The following is a 25,194-nucleotide window of genomic DNA, read 5'->3' as shown; positions in this document are numbered from 1 at the left end:
GGCCCGGGGCTATCACGACCGCTCTGATCTGACGGCGGAACGCTTTTTGCCCGATCCCTTTGGCGAACCGGGCGAGCGCATGTACCGCACCGGTGACCTGGTGAAGTTCCGCGACGATGGCGTCATGGAATACCTGGGTCGGGTGGATCAGCAGGTGAAGATTCGCGGTTTCCGCATCGAGCTGGGAGAAATCGAAAGTCGTTTGCTGGCGGAGGAACAGATTAGTGAAGCCGTTGTGGTTGCCCAGCCATCTCCTGCCGGAGATCGGTTGGTGGGGTATATCGTGCCCCGGGGGCCTATCAGTACCGGCGATGTTCTCAATAAGCTGGCGGCATCCCTGCCGGACTATATGGTGCCCAGTCAGCTGATGACCCTCGAAGCCCTGCCGCTGACCCCGGCGGGCAAGGTAGATCGAAAAGCCCTGCCGGAACCCCAGTGGCAAGGAAGCAGTGAAGGCGAGGCGCCAAAAACAGAAAACGAAACGATGCTGGCCGCCATCTGGGAAGAATTGCTGGGCCTTACCCGGGTCAGTCGTGACGACCATTTCTTCAATCTGGGTGGCCACTCCCTGCTGGCGGTACAGATGGTCAACCGTCTGCGTCACCAGCATCAGCTGGACCTGCCACTTAACCGTATTTTCGAACAGCCGTTACTCAAACAGTGCGCGGCCCTGTGTCAGCCGGTTTCGGCCATGCCGGCCATTCGCCCGGTACCTCGCCACGGTGATTTGCCCTGTTCCGCCGCCCAGCGCCGCCTGTGGTTTGTGCAGCAACTGGAGCCGGACAACGGCGCCTATCACATGCCGCTGGGTCTGGACGTTCGGGGCGAACTGCACCGCGATGCCCTGCAACGGGCGCTGGATACCCTGGTCGCCAACCACGAAAGTCTGCGCACCCGTTTTGTGGACGCGGGTGGAGAACCCCGTCAGCGGATCCTGGAAACGGCATCCATAGAGCTGGACTGGCGCGACCTGTCCGCTGAAGCGTCACCGGACGCAGCGGCGCAAGACGTGCAGCAAGCGGTGTTGCACAAACCGTTCGATCTCGCCAATGACAACCTGTTGCGGGTTCTGGTGGTGAAACTGGCCGAGCAGCGTTATCACCTGATGCTGGTGGAGCATCACATCATCGGTGACGGCGTCTCCATGCAGTTGCTGCTGGCGGAACTCGGTGATCTCTATCAACGCGCTCACCAGGGTGAAGCTCTGAATGCCTGGCCGGCGGACATTCAGTACGCGGATTATGCCGCCTGGCAACAACACTGGCTGGAGAGTGAGGACGCGGCCGAACAGACCCGCTGGTGGGTGGAACAACTGGGCGACGGTGGCGAGCCGCTGGCCCTGCCCACGGATTTCCCGCGCGGTGGCAATACCGGCGGTGCGCGCCAGGCCATCAGCTTCAGCGATGAGCAACTGGCCGCTCTCAAGCAGCGCGCTTCAGAGCTGGGTTCTACCGTGTCCACCTTGCTGCTAAGCGTCTGGCAAACCCTGCTGCACCGTTACAGCGGCCAGTCACAGGTGCGTGTGGGTGTGCCGGTGGCCGGGCGTTTGCACGCGGAAACGGAAACCCTGCAGGGCTGCTTTATCAATACCCTGGTGATTCCGGCGGCGTATGACGCGCCACAATCCTTTGCGGACAACGTGGCGGCGACCCAGCAATTTATCGGTGAGGCCCAGGGCCGTCAGGCGTTGCCGTTCGAAGTGCTGGTGGAGGCCCTGGGCGTGGACCGCAATCTGGATCGCCATCCGCTGTTCCAGGTGGTGTTCAATCATCAGCGGCTCAGTGACACCTTCGCCCCCCGGTGGCCGGAAGCGGTGATTACGCCATTCGATCCCGGTGCGGCCGGTGCCCAGTTCGAACTGGCGCTGGATATTCTCGAAGACGACGAACAGCTACAGGGCTTTATCGGTTACGCCACCGCCCTGTTCAAACCGGAAACCATCGCCCGGTTGCGTCAGCATTTTGCGCGTTTGCTGGATGCCCTGCTGGACAACCCGCAGCAATCCCTGGCGGATATCAATCTGCTGACGGCCGACGAAGTTATCGCCCAGCAGGACTTTAATCGCACCGGAAAAGATTGGGGCGATTTTACTGCGGTGCCCAGGCGACTGAGCCAGCAGGCGGCCCGCACGCCGGACGCCATCGCCCTGACCATGGGCGAACAGCAGCTGTCCTACGGACAACTGGACCGCAAGGTGAATCGGCTCGCCAACCGCTTGCGGCGGGCCGGCGTCCGGGAAGACGTGCGCGTGGCCATCGGCCTGCCGCGCTCGCTGGAACTGGTGATCGGCATTCTCGCCATTACCCGCGCCGGTGGGGCCTATGTGCCGCTGGACCCGTCCTACCCGCAGGACCGTCTGGCCTACATTCTCGACGCCTCCTCGCCGGCCCTGTTGCTGACCCATAGCAGCCTGTTGGCGAGTTGGCCGGAAGCCGTGCCCATGTGGTGCCTGGACGAGCTGGATGTGAGCGATCAGCCGGACACCGCGCCGGCGGTGCAATGGCACCCGGACCAGGCCGTCTATGTGATCTACACCTCCGGGTCCACCGGCAGGCCCAAGGGTGTACTCAATACCCAGGCGGCGCTGGAAAATCGCCTGCTGTGGATGCAGAACGCCTACCCCCTGGATGACAGCGACTGTGTCTTGCAGAAGACGCCGTTCAGTTTCGATGTGTCCGTGTGGGAATTCTTCTGGCCATTGATGGTGGGAGCACGTCTGGCCGTGGCGCCGCCGGAGGCCCATGCCGATCCGCAGTGGCTGCAGCAGGTGATGGCGGATGAAGGTGTCACCACGCTGCACTTCGTGCCGTCCATGCTGAAGGCCTTTGTGGGGGCCACCGGGATGCGGAACCTGCCGCATCTGAAACGACTGATCTGCAGTGGTGAAGCGCTGGACATGGCGTTGCAGAAAGAGACTTTCGCCGCCCGCGATGATCTACAGCTACACAATCTTTACGGCCCCACGGAAGCCGCCATCGATGTGAGTTATTGGCAGTGTCTTCCTTTGGAGGTAGAGGGAGAGGGCGGGCATACCGTCCCCATCGGCGCGCCGATCAGCAATATCCAGCTCCATGTGCTGGATACCGATCTCAATCCGGTGCCACGGGGTGTTCCCGGTGAACTGTATCTGGCCGGGGTGGGGCTGGCCCGCGGCTACTTCGGTCGCCCGGACCTGACGGCGGATCGTTTTATTCCCAATCCCTTTGCGGAGCCGGGCAGCAGAATGTACCGCACCGGCGATCAGGTGGTGCAGCGGGCCGACGGCATTATCGAATACCTGGGCCGTCTCGATCATCAGGTGAAGATTCGCGGCCTGCGTATCGAGCTGGGTGAAATCGAGAAGCAGCTCAAGCAGCAGGCGGATGTGGATGACGCCGTGGTGGTTGCCCATCACAGCGAGGCGGGGGATCAGCTGGTGGCCTATGTCGTTGGCGAGTCCGACAACCGGGATGGCTGGCAGCAGGCCCTGGCCGGTGCCTTGCCGGATTACATGGTGCCGTCCCTGTTCATGGTACTTGAGCAGATGCCCCTGTCGCCCAACGGCAAACTGGATCGCCAGGCCCTGCCGGCCCCGCAATGGCAGGCTCGCGAGTACCGCGCGCCGCAGACCGACACCGAGCAGCAACTGGCTGCGCTTTGGCAAGAAATATTGGGGGAAGAATTGCTGGGCCAGTCCCGGGTGGGTCTCGACGACAACTTCTTTGCCCTGGGTGGCCACTCCCTGCTGGCCACCCGCGTCGTTGCCGCCCTGCGCGATCGCTGGGGCGTGGAGGTTCCCCTGCGTGCCCTGTTCGAGGCAGACAGTTTGCGGGCCCTGGCGGCGCTGGTGGACGAGCACAACGGCGAAGCGAAACAACAGGAGCAGGACGATCTTGCCGCCATGGCGGATCTGCTGGATGACCTGGAAGATTTATGACCCGGAGTAAGGTATGAGCCTGGACAAGGTGGCGCTGGCCCAGCGCTTTATGGCGCTGGACGAAAGCAAGCAGACACTCTTTCTGCAGAAGCTGGGCGAGAAGGGTATTCCGTTCGAGCGCCTGCCGATTGTGTCCGGCCACCGCCCGGCCCGCCTTCCCCTGGCGCCGGCTCAGCAACGGCTGTGGACGATTTACCAGTTGGAACCGGACAACACCGCCTACCATCTTACCGCCGCCTTTGAACTGCATGGCCCGCTGGACAAGGCACGCCTGCTGCGAGCGCTGGATGTCGTGGTTGACCGACATGACGTGCTGCGCACGGGGTTTGTGGAGCAGGACGGCGAGGCGGTACAGGTCGTTCGCGCCCCATCATTGACGGTGGAGCAACGCGATACCCGCGCCCTGGATGACACGGCCCACCAGACCCTGGCCGATGAACATGCCCGCCGTCCCTTCGTGCTGGAACGGGACAACCCGTTGCGCGTGCAATTGCTGCAGATCGCCGACCAGCAGTGGCGGCTGCAACTGGTCATGCATCACCTGGTCTCCGATGGCTGGTCCATGGAGGTGTTCTTTGCCGACCTGGCCCGCGCCTACCTGGCTGATGGCCCGCTCTCCGCCTTGCCGATTCAGTACGCGGACTATGCCCTGTGGCAAAAGGCCTGGCTGGATGCCGGTGAACGGGATCGCCAGCTTGCCTATTGGCGGGAACAGCTCGGCCATGATCAACAGGGAAGTGTGCAACCGCCGTTGTTGATTGCCCATGATCACAACCCGGAAACAAACGCGCTGCGGCAGGCGGCCAGCGTGCAGTGGACCTTGCCACACCCTCTGCAAACGCCGCTGCAAACACTGGCCCGGGATAACGACACCACCCTGTTCACCGTGGTGCTGGCGGCCTGGCAATGGGCACTGGCGGCGGTGGGCGGTCGTCGGGATATTCTCGTGGGGGTACCGGTGGCCAATCGCGAACGCTCGGAAGTGGAAGCGTTGGTGGGCTTCTTCGTGAATACCCTGGTGGTGCGCGGCAAACCCCATGCGACCATGACCGTGAATGACTGGGTGAGCCAGCTGCACCAGACCATGCTGGATGCCCAGGCCCATCAGGCATTGCCCTTTGATCAACTGGTGGCGTCCCTGTCACCGAAAAGAGAACCCGGTGAAACACCCCTGTTCCAGGTGCTGTTCAACTACCAGCGTCGCGATGGCGGCAGCCGTCACCTGGACAAGGCGGTCACCATCACGCCACTGGCGCAGGGGGTGCCCCATGCGCTCTTTGACCTGGCGCTGGATGTGCACGAAGACGATAACCGTTCCTTGGCATTGACCCTGACCTACGCGGCGGACCGCTTTCATGGTGAAACCGCAAAACGGCTTCAGCAGGCCATGGCCCAGGTGCTGGAAAGCTTTGTCGAGGGGCAGCGCCGTCTGGGCACGATCGGGGTGGCCAACGCGGATCTGCCGCACCTGGAAGCGTGGGGGCAGGGCAGTGGTGAGTGGGCGCCTGACAGTTTTGTCTCCCTGTTTTCACAACAGGCTGCGGAGCGAGGTGATGCCATTGCCCTGGTGCATGGTGATACCCGGGTGTCCTTTGCCGAGCTGGAAGCGCGGTCCAATCAACTGGCCCGTTACCTGATCGAGCAGGGGGTAAAAACCGATGATGTGGTAGGCGTGTCCTTCGAGCGGGGCGTCACCATGATCGAAGCCTTCCTGGCGGTGATGAAAGCTGGCGGGGCTTTCCTGCCGCTGGACCCGGGTTACCCGAAAGACCGCCTGCATTACATGCTGGAAGACAGTGGCGCCAGGTTGTTGGTGACCGAGTCGGATCTGGTGGAACGCCTGCCTGCTGTTGACGCAGTGACCCCGGTGCTCGTGGAGACGCTGTCACTAGACGATTACGACAAAGACAACCTGAATAACGAACCGCACCCGGACCAGCTTGCCTACGTCATCTACACGTCCGGTTCCACCGGCAAACCGAAAGGGGTCGCCTTGACCCATGGCGGTTTGTCCATGCATGTGCAGACCATTGGCCAGCGCTACGGCATGACCCCGGACGACGTGGAACTGCAATTTGCCTCCATCAGTTTCGATGGCGCGGTGGAGCGCTGGACGGTGCCGCTGGCCTTTGGTTCCCGTGTTGTCATTCGCGATCAGGCACTGTGGAGCGCGGAAAAATGCTGCGACGTTTTGCAAAAAGAAGGCGTCACCGTTGCCTGTTTCCCGCCCAGTTATGTGGGCCCACTGCTGGACTGGATTGAGCAGGAAAAGCCGGACTTGAAAGTACGCTCCTGGACCCTGGGAGGCGAAGCCTTCACCCGGGAAACCTTCGAACGCATGCAGCAGGTGCTGAAACCGCAGCGGATCATTAACGGTTACGGCCCCACCGAAACCGTGGTTACTCCGATGCTGTGGTCTGCCTATGAAGGCGACAGCCTGACCAGTGCCTACGCCCCCATCGGTACCGCCGTGGGGCCGCGCAAACTCTATGTGCTGGATCAGGATCTCAATCGGGTACCCGCCGGTGTGGCCGGTGAACTTTATATCGGTAACGAAGTGGGCCTGGCCCGGGGTTATCACGGTCGTTCTGATCTGACGGCGGAACGCTTCCTGCCCGATCCCTTCGGTGAGCCGGGCGAGCGCATGTACCGCACCGGTGACCTGGTGAAGTTCCGCGACGATGGCGTCATGGAATACCTGGGTCGGGTGGACCAGCAGGTGAAGATTCGCGGCTTCCGCATCGAGCTGGGAGAAATCGAAAGTCGTTTGCTGGCGGAGGAACAGATTAGTGAAGCCGTTGTGGTTGCCCAACCGTCCCCGGCCGGCGATCGGTTGGTGGGGTATATCGTGCCCCGGGGGCCTATCAGTACCGGCGATGTTCTCAATAAGCTGGCGGCATCCCTGCCGGACTATATGGTGCCCAGCCAGTTGATAACGCTCGAAGCCCTGCCGCTGACCCCGGCAGGCAAGGTAGATCGAAAAGCCCTGCCGGAACCCCAGTGGCAAACCGCCAGTCAGGGCGAGGCCCCGCAAACGGAAAACGAAAAAACACTGGCCACCATCTGGCAGCAACTGCTCGGCATGGAAGCGGTGAGTCGTGACGATCACTTCTTCGCCCTGGGGGGCGATTCCATTCTCGCCCTGCAGGTGGTCAGCCGTGCCCGTCAGCAGGGGCTGGCGCTCACCCCCAAAGAACTGTTCGAACAGCCTGTGCTGAAAGACCTGGCTGCCGTGGCGATGAGCGCCGAGGCCCTGGCCATTTCCCAGCAACCCTTGCAGGGGCCGGTGCCGTTGCTGCCGATTCAGCAGCATTACTTCTCCCTGAACCCGCCGGCCCCCAGCCACTGGAACCAGCACCTGTGGCTGGCGCTGGATGCGCCCATGGACCAACAGGCCCTGGAGGCTACCTTGCAGGCTCTGTACCGCCAGCATGATGCCCTGCGCCTGCGGTTTACCCGTCAGGGCAAAGACTGGCAGCAAGAGTGCCTGCCCGTGGAGACAGCCCCCGGAGAACTGCTCTGGTGGCGTGAGGCCGCAGATGAAAACGCGGTGGCGGCGCTTTGCGAGCAGACTCAGCAAAGCCTCGATATCGAAAACGGGGAATTGCTGCGCGCCCTGTATGTCCGTGCCCCATCGCAACCGGACCGACTGCTGCTGGTCATTCATCACCTGGCCGTGGACGGCGTGTCCTGGCGGATACTGCTTGAGGATCTGCTCAATGCCTATCGGCAGGCACTGGCCGGCAACACGATTGCCCTGCCGGAACGCACCCATAATCTGGCCGACTGGCACCGGGCCCTGCAGCAGTGGCTGGAAGAAAAGGGGGAGCAACGCTTGCCGTTCTGGCAGGGGCAGCAACCGGAAAAGACCGGCAGCCCCTTGCCCACCTACGGGGAAAAGGAGAGTGCGGCTCTGTCACTGGACAAGGCCGATACCCGACGGCTGCTGCAGGATGCACCCACCAAGCTGGGGGTGACTGTCCCCACATTATTGCTGACAGCCCTTGCCCGCACCTTGAGCTCCCCCGCTGTAGGAGCGTCGCTGGCGGCGCGATCCGCAACAGAGGCCAACCTGGTCATCAACCTGGAGGGCCACGGCCGCGAAAGCCGCCTGGCCCCCGGTCTGGATCTGAGCCGTACCCTGGGCTGGTTCACCAGCCTTTACCCGCTGGCCTTGCCCTTCGACAAGGACCCACGACAGAACCTGTTTGCGGTGTCCCGGCAGCTCAAGCAGACCGAGGCCGACGGAGGGGTGGGGTATGGCGTCTTGCGTTATTCCACAGAGAATCTCACCGACAACCCGCTTAACGGTAGCGCGGATGCGCCGGTGACCTTCAACTATCTTGGCCAGTATCACGACGACGCCCTGATCCAGGGCTTCACTCCTTTATCCGGCGGTGGTAATCCCCAGGCGGACAGCAACCCCATGGCGGCGCCGCTGGCCATCAACGGTCAGGTGGTGGCAGGCAAGCTGGAACTGGTCTGGGATTACGCCACCAGCCATTACGACAGCCAGCAGATCCAGCACCTGTGCGGCCGTTACCGGCAGGCACTGCTGGATCTGTTGGCCCTGGCCGATGCTCCCCGCGAGGCTCAGTCCGACCCGGCCCTGGTGACAGACCTGAATCACAGCCCGGAAGCACCGGTGCTGTGGTGTCCCCATCCGGTGACCGGTCGCGTTACCGGTTATCAGGCCATTGCCGCCGCCCTGGAAGGGCAGTGGCAGGTCAAAGGGTTGCAGTCGCGCAGCTTCCTGGAAGACGGCTGGTTCGACCCTTCCCTGGAAGAAATGGCGGAGCGTTATTACCGCACCCTGCGCCAGAGTCAGCCGCAGGGTCCCTATTACCTGCTCGGCTGGTCGCTAGGTGGCGCCCTGGCCATGGAACTGGCCAAACGGCTGGAGCAGGGGGGCGAGACGGTGGCCTTTATCGGTCTGCTGGATACCTATGTGCCAGGTCATGAGGTTCCGGAAGATCAATGGACCGCTCCTGAGGCGCAACAGAAACTGCGTGAGCATCTGGCCATGTTGTTGCCGATGATGTCTGCCAAGGCGCTGGATATCTGCATCGACCGCTTCCGTGACAGCGTCCCGGCACAATGGCCGGAGATCTTTCGCCGCTGGATGCAGGAGCAGTCAGTGGAGCCCATGGCGGCAGATAGCGCCGCCCAGTTGCTGCATGCCTGGGCAGTGGAGCAGCACCTGCGAGGCCTGTGCTGGGGATATCAGTTACCGCGCCTGGGCACGCCGGTACACAGCTGGTGGGCCAGTGAACCTCAGGGGCGAGCGGAGACCCTGCGTACCGGTTTGCAGGCCTTCGCCCGCCTGCGGCATAGCGAGACTCTGCAGGCGGACCATCTGGGCATTGTCAGGAAAGACATTCTGTTGGACGTTCTGCCAGCCATCTTGGCGGGCTGTGTCTCCTCGACCGATTGACCCAAACACCAAACAAACAGAAAGAAATGTGCACTGGTCTGCAGCTTGGCAATCTGTATAATGCGGATGCGAATCATTCCTATTATTATGTTTGTTACGGACATTGGGAGAACCATCATGGGGAATCGGATCAGCAAGGGACTTAGCCAGGGCCTCCAGCCCAGTCGCCACCCTTTAGCACTTGCCATTGCCGTGGCCATGGCTGCCACACCGGCATGGGCAGAGGAAGAGGCGGCTTCCGATCAGGAAGAACTGCAGACCATTGAGGTCAGCGCCGAGCAGCGTGAAGACGTTTATGGTGGTGATGACTTTGGCTACGTGGGCCAGCGCGGCCTGACAGCGACCAAGACCGACACACCGGTTCGGGAAACGCCACGCTCAGTTTCTATTGTAACCCGCGAACAAATGGATGACCGGGCGTCAATCAGTGTAGCTGATGCGTTGCAGTATACCCCGAGCATCCAGGCGAATTTCTACGGTGAGGACAACAAGCAGGACTGGTTTGTTATTCGCGGTTTCAAGCAGGCCAATGCCGGTCTGTACCGTGATGGCACTCGTACCTACTCTGATGGCTTTTATAGCTGGCAGATTGATCCGTTCTCCCTAGAGCGGGTAGAAATCCTGCGTGGCCCCGCTTCTGTTCTTTACGGGCAGACTCCTCCGGGGGGGGTTATCAACCTGGTAAGCAAACGACCGCAGGACTATTCCTTCGGTTCTGTTGGTGTGGAGTATGGAAGCTACGACCGCAAACAGCTCAGCGTGGATGTGGGGGCTCCGGTTGGAGATGGCCATGCTTTCCGCATGGTGGCTCTGGCCCGTGAAAATGGTACCCAGGTTGATGATCTGGAAGCGGAACGTACCCTGTTTGCTCCATCCTTTAAGTTGAATCTCGGTGACAAGACAGACCTGACCCTGTTGGCAACCTACCAAAAGGACGACTCTGATCCTTATCTGCAGTTTTTGCCTGGCGAGGGAACCATCGAGCGTAACAAAAACGGTTATATCTCAGATGAAACTGCAGTAGGCAATCCTGATTTCGAACGCTTTGATCGTACACAGTACACACTGGGCTATCAGCTGGACCACGCGTTCAGTGACCAGACCAGTTTCCAGCAAAGTGTCCGCTACGGTCATATCGATATTGACTTGATGCAGGCCTATTCACTGGGCTATACGGAAGATCTTTCTGTTCCGGACGGCATGGGTGGCAGGATTCCTGTAGGGCAGCTTTTCTTGGACCCTGCCGGCGAGCGCCGTGACATTTACCGTGGCGTCAGCACTGAAGATGGTGAGGCCGATACCTGGACGGTGGATAACCGTCTGATCCACAAGTGGAGCTTTAACAATATCGACCACACTTTGTTGGTCGGGGTCGATTACCAGGATCTCTCCATTGAAGGTAAGGACTACGCCAGTGATCCCATCCTGGCCGATGGGAACAGCTCTGTAACGGTTCCCCTCCCGGGTGTCGGGGCTTTGGATGACTTTACCTTCGACGTCTATAACCCCCGATACTCGACAAACCCGGTTCTGCTCAATAGCGGCACTTTCGGACGGTTGTCAGAAAGTGATCGCCAGACTCGCACCATCGATTCGTATCAGGTTGGTGGTTATATCCAAGACCAGATGAAAATCGATGACCGCTTCATTGTGCTGCTTGGTGCGCGTTATGACCATGCCAAGCAGGAATTCGAGAATGAAGATTCCGGGGTGGAATATGAATCCCGAGAGAAAGAGTGGAGCACTTCAGCAGGACTTGCTTATCTCTTCGGGGATCATCTGACTGCGTATGCAAGCTATGCGCAATTCTTCCAACCCGTTGGTATTCAGCAAATTCAGGATAGTGACCAGCTCGCAAAACCGATCAGAGGTGACCAGGTAGAGCTTGGCCTGAAGTTGCAGCCTGAAGGTGTGGATGGTTACTTCAATGCAGCGGTTTTCCAGATTACCCAGGAAAACATGCCCAGCGGTTCTGGTGTCAATCTGACGCAAATTGGTGAAGTGAGAAATCGTGGTATCGAACTGGAAGCAGTGACTAATATCACACCAAGTTTCAGCCTGCTGGCGAACACTACCTTCATGGACCCTGAAATTCGTGAAAACGGTGATCCTGACCAGGTCGGGAATCGTCCGGAACAGGTAGCGGATACTCTGGGATCGTTGTGGGCCAAGTACAGTTTCCTAGATGGTCCCATAAGCGGGTTCTCGGTAGGTAGTGGTGTCCGCTATGTGGGCAAGACCTACGGTGGGAATTACGAAACCCTGGATGTCCCCTCGATTACCCTCTGGGACGCAACGGTTAGTTATCGCTGGAAGGACTTCAAGTTCCAAGTGGCAGCTAAAAACCTCGAGGACAAGGAGTATGTGGCTACCTGCTCCAGTGGAGGTTACTTCTGCTGGTACGGTGATCGTCGCAACGTTATCGGTAGCGTGACCTATGCCTGGTAAGTCCCAACACCAATCCATCCCGCTGCCCAACGGGCAGCGACTGGATGTGTTTGATCAGCATGATCAGTGGCTTTGCCAGTGCAATGATCAGGAGCTGCTGGCCGTCCATCTTGATGAAAAGGGTGGCACAGTTCAGCAATCCATAGACGACCCGGCGTTGCTGCGCCGGGCCGCCTATGCCCTTTTTGTGACGCATCCTGAGGTGAGCTCGCTGCGGTTTGATGACCACTTCCATGCGGGGTTCATGGTTCAGGATGACGATGAAGGCTATGTGCTGGAGCGGGACATGCTCTGGCAGTTGCCGGATGACTGGTTACCGATGCGCCTGGACAGACCTTATCCGGTCACCATGGCGATGGACCCCAGTGGGCGGCGCCATCCGGTGCGCCCGGCCAAGCCGACCGGTGAGGTCTATCGGCGCTATGACCATGGCATTGAGGCCTGGGTGTCATTGCGCATGCTTGACATCAATACCGACCTGGAGCGTTTCATGCGCTGGCAGAACAGCCAGCGGGTGGCAGCATTCTGGGAACAGAGTGGCACGCTGGAAGAGCATCGCCACTACCTGGAAACCCAGGCAAAGGACCCGCGTGTCCTTAACCTGATGGGTTGTATTGACGATGAGCCGTTCGCCTATTTCGAGGCGTACTGGACCAAGGAAGACCGCATTGCTCCCTATTACGATGCGGACGATTTTGATCGGGGCATCCATATGCTGGTGGGCGAAGAACACCACCGTGGGCCCCACAAGGTGAAAGCGTGGCTTAACGCGCTTTGCCACTATCTGTTTCTCGATGACTGCCGAACCCGGCGGATCGTGTCCGAGCCCCGTTCGGATAACGACAGGATGATTCAACACCTTCAAGCCAGGCGTTTTGCCAAGCCAAAGGAGTTTGATTTTCCGCACAAGCGCGCAGCCCTGATGGTGCTGCATCGTGATGCTTTCTTTGAGCGTTGCGAGCTGAGCTGAAAATCCCATGGCGCGCTGCCCACCACTATCCGGCAGCAGGTGGCTGGCATGAATTTCATGCTGGTGATTGGATAACCCAACCTGAATCCACGGATTCAGGTTGTAACATTGAGGACGACCCCATGAGCGTTCACTCTCAGGAATATGATGTTGTCGGTATCGGCTTTGGCCCGGCGAATTTGGCCATTGCCATTGCCCTGGAAGAGCAGGCCGAGCTGGATGGTCTGCAGTATTGTTTCCTGGAAAAACAGCCCCGCTTTGAATGGCATGGCGGCATGTTGCTGGAAGGCACCCGTATGCAGGTGTCTTTCCTGAAGGATCTTGCCACGCTTCGCAACCCGGCCAGCCGTTTCACTTTCGTCAACTATCTGCACGACCAGCACCGACTGGATTCCTTTATCAACATGGGCACCTTCTTCCCGACCCGGGTGGAATATAACGACTACATGCGCTGGGCCGCGGACCAGTTCAGCGATCGGGTGCACTATGGGCAGGAAGTCATCGCCATTGAGCCGGTAACGCGGGGCGGTGAAGTGGAGTGGGTGCGTATCCGTTCCCGCCAGGCAGATGGCAGCGAGAAGGAAGTCTTTACCCGTAATCTGGTGATCGGCATCGGCGGTTACCCCCGTATACCGGCGGTGTTTGCCGGCAAGATGGGCGACAACATGGTCCATTCTTCTCGCTACAAGCATGAATATGAACGTTTTGGTCGTCATGAAGCGCCGCGGATTGCGGTGATCGGTGCTGGCCAGAGTGCGGCGGAAATCTACCTCGACCTGATGAATCAGTATCCTCGCGGCAACATGGACCTGGTTTCCCGCAGCCGGGCCCTGCATCCCTCCGATGACAGTGCCTTCGTGAACGAAATCTTCGATCCGGCTTTCACGGATACCATCTACGGTCGTCCCGAAGCCGAACGCCGTGATTTTCTGCAGCGATTCAGCCAGACCAATTATGCGGTGGTGGATATGGCAGAGATCGAGCAAATCTACGAGCGCCTGTATCTGCAGAAAATCACCGGCAATGAGCAGCACCGTTATCTGTCCAACCGGGATATCGTGGCCGTGGTCAATGATGGCAAGACGGTACAGATGACTCTGCGCGACAAGGATACCGGTGCCGAGCAGGTGGAAGAGTACGATGGCGTGGTGCTGGCCACCGGCTATAACCGTGATGGCCATGAGCGTCTGCTGGCACCCATGAGTGACTGGTTGTCGCCCCATGGGATCGAGCGCTGTTACCGGCTGCCCATGGCAGAAGGGTGTCATGCCAATGTGTTTCTGCAGGGCTGCTGCGAAGAAACCCATGGGCTGAGCGATACCCTGCTGTCGGTATTGGCGGTGCGCTCCCAGGAAGTGGTGGATGCCCTGCTGCGACGGGAAAACCGTCCTGCCGCTGCTGCCTGCGCCAGCTGATGATTCCCTCCCTGGCCCCCTTGTTCCAGGGGGCTTTTGCCAGTTATGCCCCGATGCTGAGAGTGGCGGCGACGAGGGAGTCGGCGCTCCCTCTGGTCGATCTGTTTGATCCGGGGGTGTTGCGTCGGCAGCTCCATCGTTTCCGCGCTGATCTGAAAACGGAAGACGAGCGGGCATTGCTCTCGATCTGGAGCAAGTATTATTTCCTCTACCTGGTGCCGCCGGTACTGGGGGCCAATCTGGTTCTGCAACGTGCGCTGCCGGTGAATCCGGAGGGCATGTATATCGAGTTGAATCCGGAAGGTCTGCCTGCCTGCTTCGTTCTGGAAAACGAGGGGAATGGCGTATCCATTGGTGGACATCCGTTGAGCCGTTTTGAGCCCCTGCTCAGAGAGAACATGGCAACGGTCATCAACGGCTGGCAGCAGGCACTGGGTCTGTCACCCCGCGTCTTGTGGAGTAATGCCGGCCGCTACATCCGCTGGTTTATTGCCGAGCTGGAAAAGGCCGGATTACCGGCAATGATGTGGGAACCCGGCAAGGCGATTCTGGAATGCGAAACCTTCGCTGATGGTTCCGCCAATCCGTTAGCCGGCGCCTACCGGGAGCGGGTGAACCAGAATACCGGCAGCACCCTGATTGTTCGTCGTACCTGCTGCATCCGCTTTCGTCTGCCGGATATGCCCCTGTGTGAAGATTGCCCTCGTCTTTGCAAGAAGGGACAGACCGTCTCGGGTGTACTTGCGTAGGGCGTCTTGCTCGGGCTCCGGCCTGTCACCGCCAGGGAAGGCCACACCGGCAGTTACCTCGGCAGCGCAATCCAGCTCAGCACTCCCTGCTGACGTTCCCGCCAGCGAAAGGGCACCTCGGTACCGTGTTTCCATTGCGCTGTCAGCGTTGTCAGCAAGGTGAGCGAGCGCGGGTTGCGGCGGGCGGCGTCATGAAAGTAAAAGCGTTTGCCGGTCAGGGGGTAGAGCGCCTTGAACAGGCTTTCCTTGGCAGAGAAAATCAAGGTGATCCGGTTGGCCCGTTGTATCGGGGTGAGCCCTTTCAGGTTGTCCCTTTCCTCGCTGGTCAGCAATTCACGGCACAAGCGGTCTGCGCGTTCTGCGGTTAGCCATTGCTCGGTATCCACTCCCACTGCCAGCCAGTGTCGGGCATCGGCCACCATGACCTCTGCCGCGCCCTTGCTGTGGGTAATGCTGCCCACGGTACCGCCGGGCCAGGTAGGGGCTCTATCGGCGCCCATGCCTGGCACCCCCTCGAAGCCGAGAGTTCGAAGCGCCTCCCGGGCGCACCAACGCCCAGCCAGGTATTCGGTTTTGCGCTTGTCGACCGAGGATGTCAGCGTGGTGGGTAAAGGAATATCCGCCCGCAGGAAGCTGTCATCACGCAATTTTTCGATTTGATAGTGGCAGCCAACACGGACCAGACCATCGGCAATTTCCTCGCGATGAATATTGGATAGGCATTGTGGGCGCTGATATTCCGGCATGATTTATGGGCTGTCGATGGCTTTGCTGCACTATAGCAAACTCGCGGCATAAAGAGGGGGCGGGTTCGCGGTGCGTTGCGTGGTAAGTGCCGGTAGACTCGGTGCAGTATCTGCGCGCAGACGTATCGATTATTTAAAGGAGAGCCTCATGGCCGGAACCAGCTTGCTGGCATTGCTAGATGATATTGCCACCATTCTCGATGACGTATCGGTAATGACCAAGGTGGCAGCAAAGAAAACCGCCGGCGTGCTGGGGGATGATCTGGCGCTGAATGCGCAGCAGGTGTCCGGTGTGAAGGCAGACCGCGAACTGCCTGTGGTCTGGGCGGTGGCCAAGGGGTCTTTCGTCAACAAACTGATTCTGGTGCCGGCCGCGTTGCTGATCAGTGTGTTTCTGCCCTGGCTGATTACGCCGCTGTTGATGGTGGGGGGCGCTTACCTCTGTTATGAGGGCTGTGAAAAACTGCTCCACAAGTTTCTGCATGGCCGCGATGCGAAGGAGGAAGAGCATCAGCAGCGCCTGCAGGCGGTCAGTGATGAAAGCGTGGATCTGGTGGCCTTCGAGAAGTCCAAGATCAAGGGGGCGATCCGCACGGATTTTATTCTCTCGGCGGAAATCATCGTGATTTCTCTGGGGGCAGTGCAAAGCGCCACTTTTGGCGTACAGGTGGCGGCTATCTGCGCCATTGCAATATTGATGACGGTGGGCGTGTACTCACTGGTGGCGGGCATCGTGAAGCTGGACGATGCGGGTCAGCATCTGATGCAGACCCCTACGGACAGCACCGCTGCAGGGGCCCGTATTGCCTTCGGGAAAGCCATTCTGACCGTGGCGCCGTGGTTGATGAAGACCCTGTCCGTGGTTGGCACCGCTGCCATGTTCCTGGTGGGTGGCGGGATTCTGGTGCACGGTATCCCTGGCTCCCATGACTGGATTCATTCTCTTCAGGAAATGGCCGGCGCCGTGTCCTGGCTGGTGCCGTTGCTGATCAACCTGGTAGGCGGGATTGTTGCGGGTGCTCTGGTGTTGCTGGTAGTGACCAGCGTGTCGACATTCCGTGGAAAAGAAACGAGCGCTCACTGAATTCAGCGCAGTGATAGCCCATCACTCCCTGTCTGTACGCAGGACGGGGAGATGCAATCCGGGCCTCATTGCTCCAACAGGAGTCCATGGGCCTTGGCCAGTTTCAGAGCCCGGATTTTCTGGTCTTGTTCGAGGGCGCTTTCGAGCTCCCTCAACGCGTCGGTTTTGCCCTGGCGTTTCAGTTCATGCTTGATGGCATCCCAGGATTTCAGCGATATTTTTTTGCCGTCCACGGTGGCTCCGAGTGTTGCCTGAGTGGAAATCTTTCCTGCAGGGTAAAACGGATCCATGGGCCACGCCAGGCTGCCAGGAGGCGGCCGCCGTTAAGCGTCGTCAGGGAGAGAGATGGGGAAGGAATAACAGGGGAAATGGTGGGCCCACCAGGACTTGAACCTGGGACCAATCGATTATGAGTCGACTGCTCTAACCAGCTGAGCTATAGGCCCGAAAAACGGAAGGACAATAAAATGCCGGCCGCCGATTATTCGGGGGCCGGCATTTTTTTTCAAGCGTTAAAGGTCGCCATCCAGGAAGCTGCGCAGGTGTTCGCTGCGGCTGGGGTGGCGCAGCTTGCGCAGCGCCTTGGCTTCTATCTGACGGATACGCTCGCGGGTCACGTCGAACTGCTTGCCCACTTCCTCGAGGGTGTGGTCAGTGTTCATGTCGATACCGAAGCGCATGCGCAGCACCTTGGCTTCCCGGGCGGTCAGGTTGGCCAGGACTTCGCGGGTGGCTTCTTCCAGGCCCAGGGAGGTGGCGGAATCCACCGGGGACTCCATGTTGCCGTCCTCGATGAAGTCGCCCAGGCTGGAATCTTCATCGTCGCCGATGGGGGTTTCCATGGAGATCGGCTCTTTGGCGATCTTCAGTACCTTGCGGACCTTGTCTTCCGGCATTTCCAGGCGCACGCCCAGTTCTTCCGGGGTCGGTTCGCGGCCCATTTCCTGCAGCATCTGGCGCTGTACCCGGTTGATCTTGTTGATCGTCTCTATCATGTGCACCGGAATCCGGATGGTGCGTGCCTGGTCGGCGATGGAGCGGGTAATGGCCTGACGAATCCACCAGGTGGCGTAGGTGGAGAACTTGTAGCCACGGCGGTATTCGAACTTGTCCACGGCTTTCATCAGGCCGATGTTGCCTTCCTGAATCAGGTCGAGGAACTGCAGGCCGCGGTTGGTGTATTTCTTGGCGATGGAAATTACCAGACGCAGGTTGGCTTCCACCATTTCCTTCTTGGCACGGCGAGCCTTGGCTTCACCGATGGAAATGCGGCGGTTGATTTCCTTGATGTCGCCCACTGGCAAGCCAATGATTTCTTCGACGGTGGTGATCTTGCGCTGGGCGCGCTGGATGTCTTCTTTCACGACACTCAGCTTGTCGGCAATGGTCTTGCCTTTCTTGGTTTTCAGCTGCTGATCGACCCAGCCCATGTTGGTTTCATTGCCGGGGAACAGTTTGATGAAGTCCCGGCGATCCATGCCGCCGCGGCGGATGGCGGAGGTCATGATCTGACGCTCGAACTTGCGCACCAGATCCAGGTTGTTGCGCGCGCCGACCAGCATTTCGTCATAGATGCGCGGTACCAACTTGAACAGGGTGAAGTGCTCGGCCAGGGCTTCCAGGGCTTTGGCGGAGCTGGCATGGTCACGGCCGTTGCGCTTGAGGGCGCGTTCGGCTTTCTCGTGCAGTTTCTTCAGCTCGGCAAAGCGCTCTGCTGCCAGTACCGGATCCAGGCCACCTTCGTCTTCATCGTCATCATCGTCGTCGCTGTCTTTTTTGTCAGCGTCGTCGTCATCGCCGTTTTCTTTTGCTTTCTCTTTCGCTTCAGCGGCTTTCTTGGCTTTTTCTGCGAAAGTCGGTTCCTTGTTGGCATTGGTGGCGGCGGCGCCGTCATCATTGGGATCAAGGTAACCGGCGATGATATCGGTGAGCTTGCGCTCTTCGTTTTCCACGCGGGCGTATTCGTCGATCAGCATGTCCACGGCGCCGGGCCAGAAAGCCAGGGCGTGCAGGACTTCACGGGTGCCTTCCTCGATACGCTTGGCGATTTCGATTTCGCCTTCACGGGTCAGCAGTTCCACCGTGCCCATTTCGCGCATGTACATGCGCACCGGGTCGGTGGTGCGGCCGGGCTCGCTCTCTACAGAGGCGAGAACAGCGGCAGCTTCTTCGGCGGCAACTTCGTCGGTGCTGTCGGCACTTTCCTCGATCATCAACTGATCGGCATCGGCGGCTTTTTCCACCACGGTGATGCCCATGTCGTTGATCATCTGAATGATGTCTTCCACCTGATCGGTGTCGGTAATGGACTCCGGCAAGTGGTCATTCACTTCGGCGTAGGTCAGGTAACCCTGTTCCTTGCCGAGCGCGATCAACTGCTTCAGCTGGGATTGTTGCTGCTGCTTTTGAGTCGTCATGCAATAAAGCCCGTAACGTCGTGCTAGCTGCCGTGGCTGACTAGCGGATTGTGGCGTGGGAAAACGGCGTATTATACCGGTATATGGGGATTTCGGCCAGTAATTGCAAGACTACGGGCCGGATGGCAGTGAATTGTTGCTAGTGTTGTTTCTCTATGAAAATCATATATTTATGTGTTTTTTCTAGTTGAGAGGCTGGCGGGCGTGCTGGCGAGCTTCGGCCAGGGCTCTGTGCAGCTCCTGCCACTGAGCGGTATCGGGAATGCCGGCCTGCTCCATTTCGTGAAGGGCGGCCTCCAGGCGGGCGACCTCCAGCTGGGACAGGGCATCCTGCCACAGGCGTGCGGCCATCTCTTTCTGCATGGGCGGTTTGAGGCTGGCCTTGAGCAGGCGGGACAGGGTTTCGCCCTGTTCCAGTGCCATCAGGGCACCCAGCAGGGCGGCGGGCCCATGATTCTGTCGGCACAGGCCGGCCACCTGTATCAGCAGGTCGATGTGGGGCATGGGCAGTGGCTCCACGCCGTCGGGAAGAGGGTGCGCTTCCACCAGATCCGGGTAGTCCAGCAGTACCAATACCAGCCGTTCCGGCAGGGTCATGGGGCCCTTGCGGCTGCCATCCTGATAGCGGGCGGGGCGGCTGGGCGGTCGTGGCGAGTAATGGTTGTCTGCCGGGTAGTAGTCGTCCGGTGGTGGCATCGATTCGCCGCCATCCATGGGCATGAAGTCGTCATGCGGGTCCGGCTCGGGCCGGGACGGGGCGGCGGGCGACTGGGCCGGTTTGGGAGCCGGCTTCAACTGCGTCAGTGATTCCTTATCCAGACGAGTCAGCTGCGACAGTTCCTGGGTAAGCAGTGCCCGGTAGACCGGTCCGGCGGGCTTGTCCAGGTAGGGCAGGGCCAGTCGGGCCAGGCGGGCTCGGCCATCCACCGTTGCCAGATCCAGCCCTTCGGACAGATGACGGAACAGGTAGGTAGAGAGCGCGTCGGCCTTTTCGGTGAGTGCACGCAGGGCTTCAGGACCCTGTTGGCGGACCAGGGTATCCGGGTCTTCGCCGTCCGGCAGGAACAGGAAACGCACCTGTTTGCCGTCATCCAGTGCCGGCAGCAGGGATTCCAGGGCGCGCCAGGCGGCGCGGACCCCGGCCTTGTCGCCGTCAAAGCAAAGCACCACTTCGTTGACCTGGCGGAACAGCTTGCGGGCATGATCTTCGCTGGTGGCGGTGCCCAGGGTGGCGACCACATTGGGCACCCCGTGCTGGGCCAGGGCGATCACGTCCATGTAGCCTTCCACCACATAGAGTCGGTCGCTGCGGTCGCGGCTTTGACGCCATTCCCACAGACCATAGAGCTCCTGCCCCTTGTGGAAGACCGGGGTTTCCGGGCTGTTCAGGTATTTGGGTTTGCCGTCGCCGAGCACCCGGCCACCAAAGCCGATGGTGCGCCCACGGGTATCACGGATAGGAAAGATGATGCGGTCGCGAAACTTGTCATAGGTGCGCCCGGTGTCTTCCCGGCGTACCAGCAGGCCGGCGGTCAGGGCTTGTTCCAGGCCGGCTTCGGTGAGCGACAAACCGCCAATCAGATTGTCGTAACCCGGTGGCGCAAAGCCGACCCCGAAGCGCTTGGCGATTTCCCCGCTGAGTCCCCGTCCTTTCAGATAGGTAACGGCTTTTTGTCGTTCCGGTGCTTGACGTAACTGCTGGCAGTAGAACTTTTCGGCCCGGCTGAGCAGATCGTAGAGGGACTGCAGGCGGTCTTTTTTCTGACGGTCGGCAGGGGTTTCCGGGCGGCTTTCCGGGACTTCCATGCCGGCGCGGCCAGCAAGCTGCTTTACCGCTTCCGGGAAGCTCTGGTGCTCGTATTCCATCAGGAAGCCCACTGCGTTGCCGGAGGCGCCGCAGCCGAAGCAGTAGTAGAACTGCTTGTCCGGAGCCACGGTAAACGAGGGGGTCTTTTCCTGGTGGAAGGGGCAACAGGCGCTGTAATTGCGCCCGGTCTTTTTCAGGGGCACGCGGGAATCGATCAGCTCCACCAGGTCGGTGCGGGCCAACAGATCCTGTACGAAATTTTCCGGAATGCGTGCCATGGGTCTGATTTTGCCAGAATGGGAGGTTATTCAAACAGAAAGCCGTAACTGGCGGTAGTTCCGTTCGCCGTACGAAGTCAGTATAGGTTGAGAGGAAAAGGATCGAATAAAACCGGTCAGGCTGGGTGACCGTGGGGATCAGGCCAGCTTGGCGCGAACCTTGCCACTGGCGGCGCCCATGTCGGCACGGCCTTGCAGTTGCGGTTTGAGGATGCCCATTACCTTGCCCATATCCTGCATGCCCGCGGCACCGGTCTGGGAGATGGCATCATCAATCAGAGCGTCGACTTCTGCGTCGCTCAGTTGGGTGGGGAGGAATTCCTGGAGTACTACGATTTCCGCTTCTTCGGTTTCCGCCAGTTCCGGGCGGCCCGCATCGCGGTATTGGGTAGCAGAGTCCTTGCGCTGCTTGATCAGCTTGTCGAGCAACGCCAGTACACGGGCGTCATCGGGCTCGATGCGCTCATCTACTTCGATTTGCTTGATCGCTGACAGCGCCATACGAAAAACGCCAAGACGTGCCTTTTCTTTGGCACGCATGGCGTCTTTCATGGCTGCAGTGAGCTGCTCTTTGAGCGCACTCATTCAGACGTCTACCTTAGTAGAGACGTTTGCGTGCAAGCTGCTCACGCTGCAGTTTCTTAAGGTGACGCTTGACGGCTGCGGCACGTTTGCGCTTACGCTCTTGAGTGGGCTTCTCATATTGCTCGCGACGACGCACTTCAGAGAGAACACCCGCTTTTTCACAGCCACGCTTGAAACGGCGCAGGGCCACATCAAACGGTTCGCCTTCTTTCACCTTCACCTGAGGCATGAAGAATCACCTTCCTAAAAGTCTTTGGGTTATATGGATTCGCCGCGGGCTCAGGTGGTCCCGGGTGCGGCGAGGGCGGGGATTCTACCTGAGTTAGGAATAAATGCAAATCCGGTCGTCCGGCGCTATCATGGCGCCCGTATTTCAAGGGGTGAGCATCATGCGTGTATTGGGTATTGAATCAAGCTGTGACGAGACCGGGGTGGCCATTTATGACACCGATGCTGGTCTGCTGGGACAGGCCCTGTACAGCCAGGTGGAGATGCATGCCCGCTTTGGCGGCGTGGTGCCGGAACTGGCCAGCCGCGACCATGTGCAGCGGGTGTTGCCCCTGGTGAAACAGGTGATGGCAGACGCCGATACCACTGCGGATCAGCTTGATGGCATTGCCTATACCGCGGGTCCTGGCCTGGCCGGGGCACTGCTGGTGGGCGCCGGGGTGGCCCGGGCACTGGCCTTTGGTTGGGGCATTCCTGCCGTGGAAGTGCACCATATGGAAGGCCACCTGCTGGCGCCGTTGCTGGAGCCCGATGCCCCGGCCTTTCCCTTTGTGGCCCTGTTGGTCAGTGGTGGCCATACCCTGTTGCTCGAAGCTCGCTCTCTGGGCGATTACGCCATTCTCGGTGAATCCGTGGATGATGCCGCCGGTGAAGCCTTCGACAAAGCCGCCAAAATGATGGGGTTGGGTTATCCGGGCGGGCCGCGTATTGCCGCCCTGGCGGAGCAAGGGACACCGGGGCGGTTCCGCTTTCCCCGACCGATGACGGACCGCCCTGGCCTGGATATGAGCTTTTCCGGCCTGAAGACGTTCACCCTCAACACCATTAACGATCTGGGCGGCAAGGAGGCTCTCAGCGAGCAGGACCAGGCGGATATCGCCCTGGCATTCGAAGAGGCTGCGGTGGATACCCTGGTGATCAAGTGTCGCCGGGCGGTGGAGCAGACTGGTGACAAGCGTCTGGTGATGGCCGGCGGAGTCAGTGCTAATCGGGCATTACGCGCCAAGCTGGCCGAGCAGATGAAAAAGCGGGGTGTGGACGTCTACTACCCGGCGCCGCAGTACTGTACGGATAACGGCGCCATGATCGCCTTTGCCGGCGCCCTGCGCCTGCAGGCGGGGGAAAGTGCGGAGTTACCCATCAAGGTCCGGCCGCGCTGGCCGCTGACGGAGCTGGCATCACTCTAAACGGCCAGCCTCCACCTTGCCGTAGGAGCGTCGCTGGCGGCGCGATAAAAGACCAGGATCAAAAGCGCTTCTCGCCACAGAGGGCACCGAGCACACATAGAAAAACCTGGTTTTTTCCTCAGTGATCCCTGTGTCCTCTGTGGTAAATCCGTCTTTTCAGATTTTGGTTTTATGCACTTCGCGTACCCTGCGGGCCGCCCTAGCGGGCGTTACCTGCACTTCGTTCCGGTTCGCGCCGCCAGCGACGCTCCTACGGTTGGGGGGGCTAGTCCTTCTTCCTGAACCCCAGTTCTTCCCCGCGCAGGAGTTTTTGCAGGTTGCTGCGGTGACGCAGGATCATCACCAGGGACAGCACCAGCATGGGCCAGAAGGCCTGGGGCAGCCAGGCGAAGATGCAGGCCGGAGCCACCACGAAGGCGCTTAACGAGGCCAGGGAAGAAATGCGGGTGAGGGCGAAGACCAGCAGCCAGACGACCCCCGCCACCAGGCCGCTGGGCCAGTGCAGGGCAAACAACAGGCCAAAGGCCGTGGCCACACCCTTGCCGCCCTGGAAGTGGAAAAATACCGGAAACAAATGGCCGAGAAAGGCAAAGGTGCCCACCAGTGCGGCCACGAACGGGCCCATGCCCAGATAGTGGGCCAGCACCACCGGGATCACCCCTTTGAGCACATCGCCCAGCAGTGTCAGCGCCGCGGCGGGCTTGCCGCCGATGCGCAGCACATTGGTGGCGCCCGGGTTGTTGGAGCCCTCGGTGCGCGGGTCCGGGTAGCCGAACAGTCGGCACACCAGAATTGCACTGGAAATGGAGCCCATCAGATAGCCGGCCACGCACAATGGCAGCAGCCAATACCACACATCCTGTAATGTCCCTGCTTGCACCGGCTATAATCTCCCTTCACATCGCCGGGGTGGCGAATTCTGCATGCTTGGCAGGCGTTAATTGTACACATGGCGACACGCCTGCCTGCGTTGCAAGCGTAACATCTGATTACCCAAAGTGGGATTCATGAAGATGGTAAGTCGCTTCCCCGTGAAATCTGCGCCAAGAGGGCGAGTATGGACATTGTTTATATCAATGATTTGAAAGTGGATACCGTTATCGGGATTTTCGACTGGGAGCGGCGTATTCGTCAGACTGTCAGCCTGGATCTGGAAATGGCGGCGGATATCCGCAAAGGCGCGGCGTCGGACCATATCGACGATGCGCTGGACTACAAGACCATCGGCAAGCGTGTGATTGCGTTTATCGAAGGCAGCGAATTCCAGCTGGTGGAAACCCTGGCAGAAAACGTGGCTCAGCTGGTGATTGGTGAATTCAATGTGCCATGGCTGAAACTGCGGCTGAGCAAGCCCGGCGCCCTGCGTGGGTCGCGGGATGTGGGCGTGATCATCGAAAGGGGTCAAAAACCCAATGGGTAATACGGATCAATCTGCCCGGGTGTACCTTAGCCTGGGCTCCAATATCGACCGGGAGCACAACATCCGCTCCGGTCTGCAGGCACTGGTTGCCGCCTTCGGTGAGTTGGCGGTCAGCCCGGTGTACGAAAGCGAAGCGGTGGGTTTTGCCGGTGATGCCTTCTACAACCTGGTGGTGGGAATCGACACTGCCTTGTCCGTAGGTGAGCTGGCCGCAGTCTTGCGCGATATGGAAAAAGACCATGGCAGGGTGCGCGGAGAGAAGAAATTTTCCAGCCGTACCCTGGATATCGACATCCTCACCTATGACGATCTCACCGGCGATATCGACGGGGTGCAACTGCCCCGTGACGAAATCCTCAAGCACGCCTTTGTTCTCAAACCTCTGGTGGACCTGGCTCCCGACGCCATCCATCCGGAAACCGGCAAATCCTACCGGCAATTGCTGGAAAAAGCGGACTTTGCCGGTCCGGCATTGTTGGTGGTGGAGCTGGAGGCGTAGCTACGTGCTAC

At 59.8% G+C, this 25,194-nt stretch carries 17 protein-coding genes and 1 tRNA gene; 10 read left to right on the top strand and 8 right to left on the bottom strand.

Features of this window, described 5'->3' with window-relative positions; all coding sequences use genetic code 11:
- The 6 genes from ACFE0K_RS05805 to fhuF all read left to right on the top strand — a co-directional run.
- Positions 1-3,916: amino acid adenylation domain-containing protein (locus tag ACFE0K_RS05805; protein ID WP_434535160.1), on the top strand; the 3,916-nt coding region annotated here is incomplete at its 5' end.
- A 13-nt stretch (positions 3,917-3,929) separates the two neighbouring features.
- Positions 3,930-9,350 carry an amino acid adenylation domain-containing protein gene (locus tag ACFE0K_RS05800; RefSeq protein ID WP_434535159.1) on the top strand — a complete coding sequence of 1,807 codons (5,421 nt, stop codon included), beginning with the start codon at positions 3,930-3,932 and terminating at the stop codon, positions 9,348-9,350.
- 117 nt (positions 9,351-9,467) lie between these two features.
- The gene (locus ACFE0K_RS05795; RefSeq protein WP_434535158.1) at positions 9,468-11,798 is read left to right on the top strand and encodes a TonB-dependent siderophore receptor; all 2,331 of its coding nucleotides are present in this window, start codon (positions 9,468-9,470) and stop codon (positions 11,796-11,798) included.
- On the top strand, positions 11,788-12,768 hold the full coding sequence (locus tag ACFE0K_RS05790) for a GNAT family N-acetyltransferase (protein ID WP_434535157.1): 981 nt from the start codon (positions 11,788-11,790) through the stop codon (positions 12,766-12,768). Before ACFE0K_RS05795 ends, ACFE0K_RS05790 begins: the two co-directional genes overlap by 11 nt.
- A gap of 122 nt (positions 12,769-12,890) precedes the next feature.
- Positions 12,891-14,183 carry a lysine N(6)-hydroxylase/L-ornithine N(5)-oxygenase family protein gene (locus tag ACFE0K_RS05785; RefSeq protein ID WP_434535156.1) on the top strand — a complete coding sequence of 431 codons (1,293 nt, stop codon included), beginning with the start codon at positions 12,891-12,893 and terminating at the stop codon, positions 14,181-14,183.
- On the top strand, positions 14,183-14,932 hold the full coding sequence (gene fhuF, locus ACFE0K_RS05780; protein ID WP_434535155.1) for a siderophore-iron reductase FhuF: 750 nt from the start codon (positions 14,183-14,185) through the stop codon (positions 14,930-14,932). Before ACFE0K_RS05785 ends, fhuF begins: the two co-directional genes overlap by 1 nt.
- 53 nt (positions 14,933-14,985) lie before the next feature.
- Here the strand turns inward: fhuF and ACFE0K_RS05775 are convergent, their stop codons facing one another.
- The gene (locus ACFE0K_RS05775) at positions 14,986-15,678 is read right to left on the bottom strand and encodes a 4'-phosphopantetheinyl transferase family protein (RefSeq protein WP_434535154.1); all 693 of its coding nucleotides are present in this window, start codon (positions 15,676-15,678) and stop codon (positions 14,986-14,988) included.
- Positions 15,679-15,826: 148 nt separating this feature from the next.
- Between ACFE0K_RS05775 and ACFE0K_RS05770 the strand changes: the two genes are divergently transcribed.
- Positions 15,827-16,762 (top strand): DUF808 domain-containing protein, encoded by a 936-nt coding sequence (locus tag ACFE0K_RS05770; RefSeq protein ID WP_434535153.1) that lies wholly within the window; start codon positions 15,827-15,829, stop codon positions 16,760-16,762.
- Positions 16,763-16,827: 65 nt separating this feature from the next.
- Here ACFE0K_RS05770 and ACFE0K_RS05765 read toward each other — a convergent pair whose 3' ends face one another.
- The 6 genes from ACFE0K_RS05765 to rpsU form a co-directional block, all read right to left on the bottom strand.
- Positions 16,828-17,052: a hypothetical protein gene (locus tag ACFE0K_RS05765; protein ID WP_434535152.1), complete on the bottom strand. Its 225-nt coding sequence runs from the start codon at positions 17,050-17,052 to the stop codon at positions 16,828-16,830.
- Positions 17,053-17,131: 79 nt separating this feature from the next.
- Positions 17,132-17,208: transfer RNA gene (locus tag ACFE0K_RS05760), tRNA-Ile, on the bottom strand.
- A gap of 66 nt (positions 17,209-17,274) precedes the next feature.
- On the bottom strand, positions 17,275-19,179 hold the full coding sequence (gene rpoD, locus ACFE0K_RS05755) for an RNA polymerase sigma factor RpoD (RefSeq protein ID WP_434535151.1): 1,905 nt from the start codon (positions 19,177-19,179) through the stop codon (positions 17,275-17,277).
- Between the two features lie 183 nt (positions 19,180-19,362).
- A complete protein-coding gene (dnaG, locus tag ACFE0K_RS05750; protein ID WP_434535150.1) occupies positions 19,363-21,264 on the bottom strand; it encodes a DNA primase in 1,902 nt (633 codons plus the stop codon).
- 138 nt (positions 21,265-21,402) lie between these two features.
- Complete coding sequence (locus tag ACFE0K_RS05745; protein ID WP_434535149.1) at positions 21,403-21,849, bottom strand: GatB/YqeY domain-containing protein; 447 nt, start codon at positions 21,847-21,849, stop codon at positions 21,403-21,405.
- A gap of 13 nt (positions 21,850-21,862) precedes the next feature.
- A complete protein-coding gene (gene rpsU, locus ACFE0K_RS05740) occupies positions 21,863-22,078 on the bottom strand; it encodes a 30S ribosomal protein S21 (protein WP_035244904.1) in 216 nt (71 codons plus the stop codon).
- Positions 22,079-22,238: 160 nt separating this feature from the next.
- Here rpsU and tsaD point away from each other — a divergent pair, with 160 nt between their 5' ends.
- Positions 22,239-23,264, top strand: a complete 1,026-nt coding sequence (tsaD, locus tag ACFE0K_RS05735; RefSeq protein ID WP_434535161.1) for a tRNA (adenosine(37)-N6)-threonylcarbamoyltransferase complex transferase subunit TsaD — start codon at positions 22,239-22,241, stop codon at positions 23,262-23,264.
- A 265-nt stretch (positions 23,265-23,529) separates the two neighbouring features.
- Here tsaD and plsY read toward each other — a convergent pair whose 3' ends face one another.
- Positions 23,530-24,120 (bottom strand): glycerol-3-phosphate 1-O-acyltransferase PlsY, encoded by a 591-nt coding sequence (gene plsY / locus ACFE0K_RS05730; protein ID WP_434535148.1) that lies wholly within the window; start codon positions 24,118-24,120, stop codon positions 23,530-23,532.
- 201 nt (positions 24,121-24,321) lie between these two features.
- Between plsY and folB the strand changes: the two genes are divergently transcribed.
- Together folB and folK are read left to right on the top strand one after the other, a co-directional pair.
- Positions 24,322-24,684: a dihydroneopterin aldolase gene (folB, locus tag ACFE0K_RS05725; protein ID WP_434535147.1), complete on the top strand. Its 363-nt coding sequence runs from the start codon at positions 24,322-24,324 to the stop codon at positions 24,682-24,684.
- Positions 24,677-25,183: a 2-amino-4-hydroxy-6-hydroxymethyldihydropteridine diphosphokinase gene (gene folK / locus ACFE0K_RS05720; protein ID WP_434535146.1), complete on the top strand. Its 507-nt coding sequence runs from the start codon at positions 24,677-24,679 to the stop codon at positions 25,181-25,183. The genes folB and folK overlap by 8 nt, the downstream gene beginning before the upstream one ends.
- Positions 25,184-25,194: the final 11 nt, after the last annotated feature.

Origin of the sequence: Alcanivorax sp. (assembly GCF_051117345.1) — a bacterium.
In the GTDB taxonomy this organism is placed as follows: domain Bacteria; phylum Pseudomonadota; class Gammaproteobacteria; order Pseudomonadales; family Alcanivoracaceae; genus Alcanivorax.
This window is presented reverse-complemented; position numbering and strand designations above follow the sequence as displayed.

Coding starts and splice junctions, on each gene's coding strand:
- ACFE0K_RS05800 (WP_434535159.1), top strand. CDS start 3,930: ATGAGCCTGGACAAGGTGGCGCTGGCCCAGCGCTTTATGGCGCTGGAC.
- ACFE0K_RS05795 (WP_434535158.1), top strand. CDS start 9,468: ATGGGGAATCGGATCAGCAAGGGACTTAGCCAGGGCCTCCAGCCCAGT.
- ACFE0K_RS05790 (WP_434535157.1), top strand. CDS start 11,788: ATGCCTGGTAAGTCCCAACACCAATCCATCCCGCTGCCCAACGGGCAG.
- ACFE0K_RS05785 (WP_434535156.1), top strand. CDS start 12,891: ATGAGCGTTCACTCTCAGGAATATGATGTTGTCGGTATCGGCTTTGGC.
- fhuF (WP_434535155.1), top strand. CDS start 14,183: ATGATTCCCTCCCTGGCCCCCTTGTTCCAGGGGGCTTTTGCCAGTTAT.
- ACFE0K_RS05775 (WP_434535154.1), bottom strand. CDS start 15,678: ATGCCGGAATATCAGCGCCCACAATGCCTATCCAATATTCATCGCGAG.
- ACFE0K_RS05770 (WP_434535153.1), top strand. CDS start 15,827: ATGGCCGGAACCAGCTTGCTGGCATTGCTAGATGATATTGCCACCATT.
- ACFE0K_RS05765 (WP_434535152.1), bottom strand. CDS start 17,052: ATGGATCCGTTTTACCCTGCAGGAAAGATTTCCACTCAGGCAACACTC.
- rpoD (WP_434535151.1), bottom strand. CDS start 19,179: ATGACGACTCAAAAGCAGCAGCAACAATCCCAGCTGAAGCAGTTGATC.
- dnaG (WP_434535150.1), bottom strand. CDS start 21,264: ATGGCACGCATTCCGGAAAATTTCGTACAGGATCTGTTGGCCCGCACC.
- ACFE0K_RS05745 (WP_434535149.1), bottom strand. CDS start 21,849: ATGAGTGCGCTCAAAGAGCAGCTCACTGCAGCCATGAAAGACGCCATG.
- rpsU (WP_035244904.1), bottom strand. CDS start 22,078: ATGCCTCAGGTGAAGGTGAAAGAAGGCGAACCGTTTGATGTGGCCCTG.
- tsaD (WP_434535161.1), top strand. CDS start 22,239: ATGCGTGTATTGGGTATTGAATCAAGCTGTGACGAGACCGGGGTGGCC.
- folB (WP_434535147.1), top strand. CDS start 24,322: ATGGACATTGTTTATATCAATGATTTGAAAGTGGATACCGTTATCGGG.
- folK (WP_434535146.1), top strand. CDS start 24,677: ATGGGTAATACGGATCAATCTGCCCGGGTGTACCTTAGCCTGGGCTCC.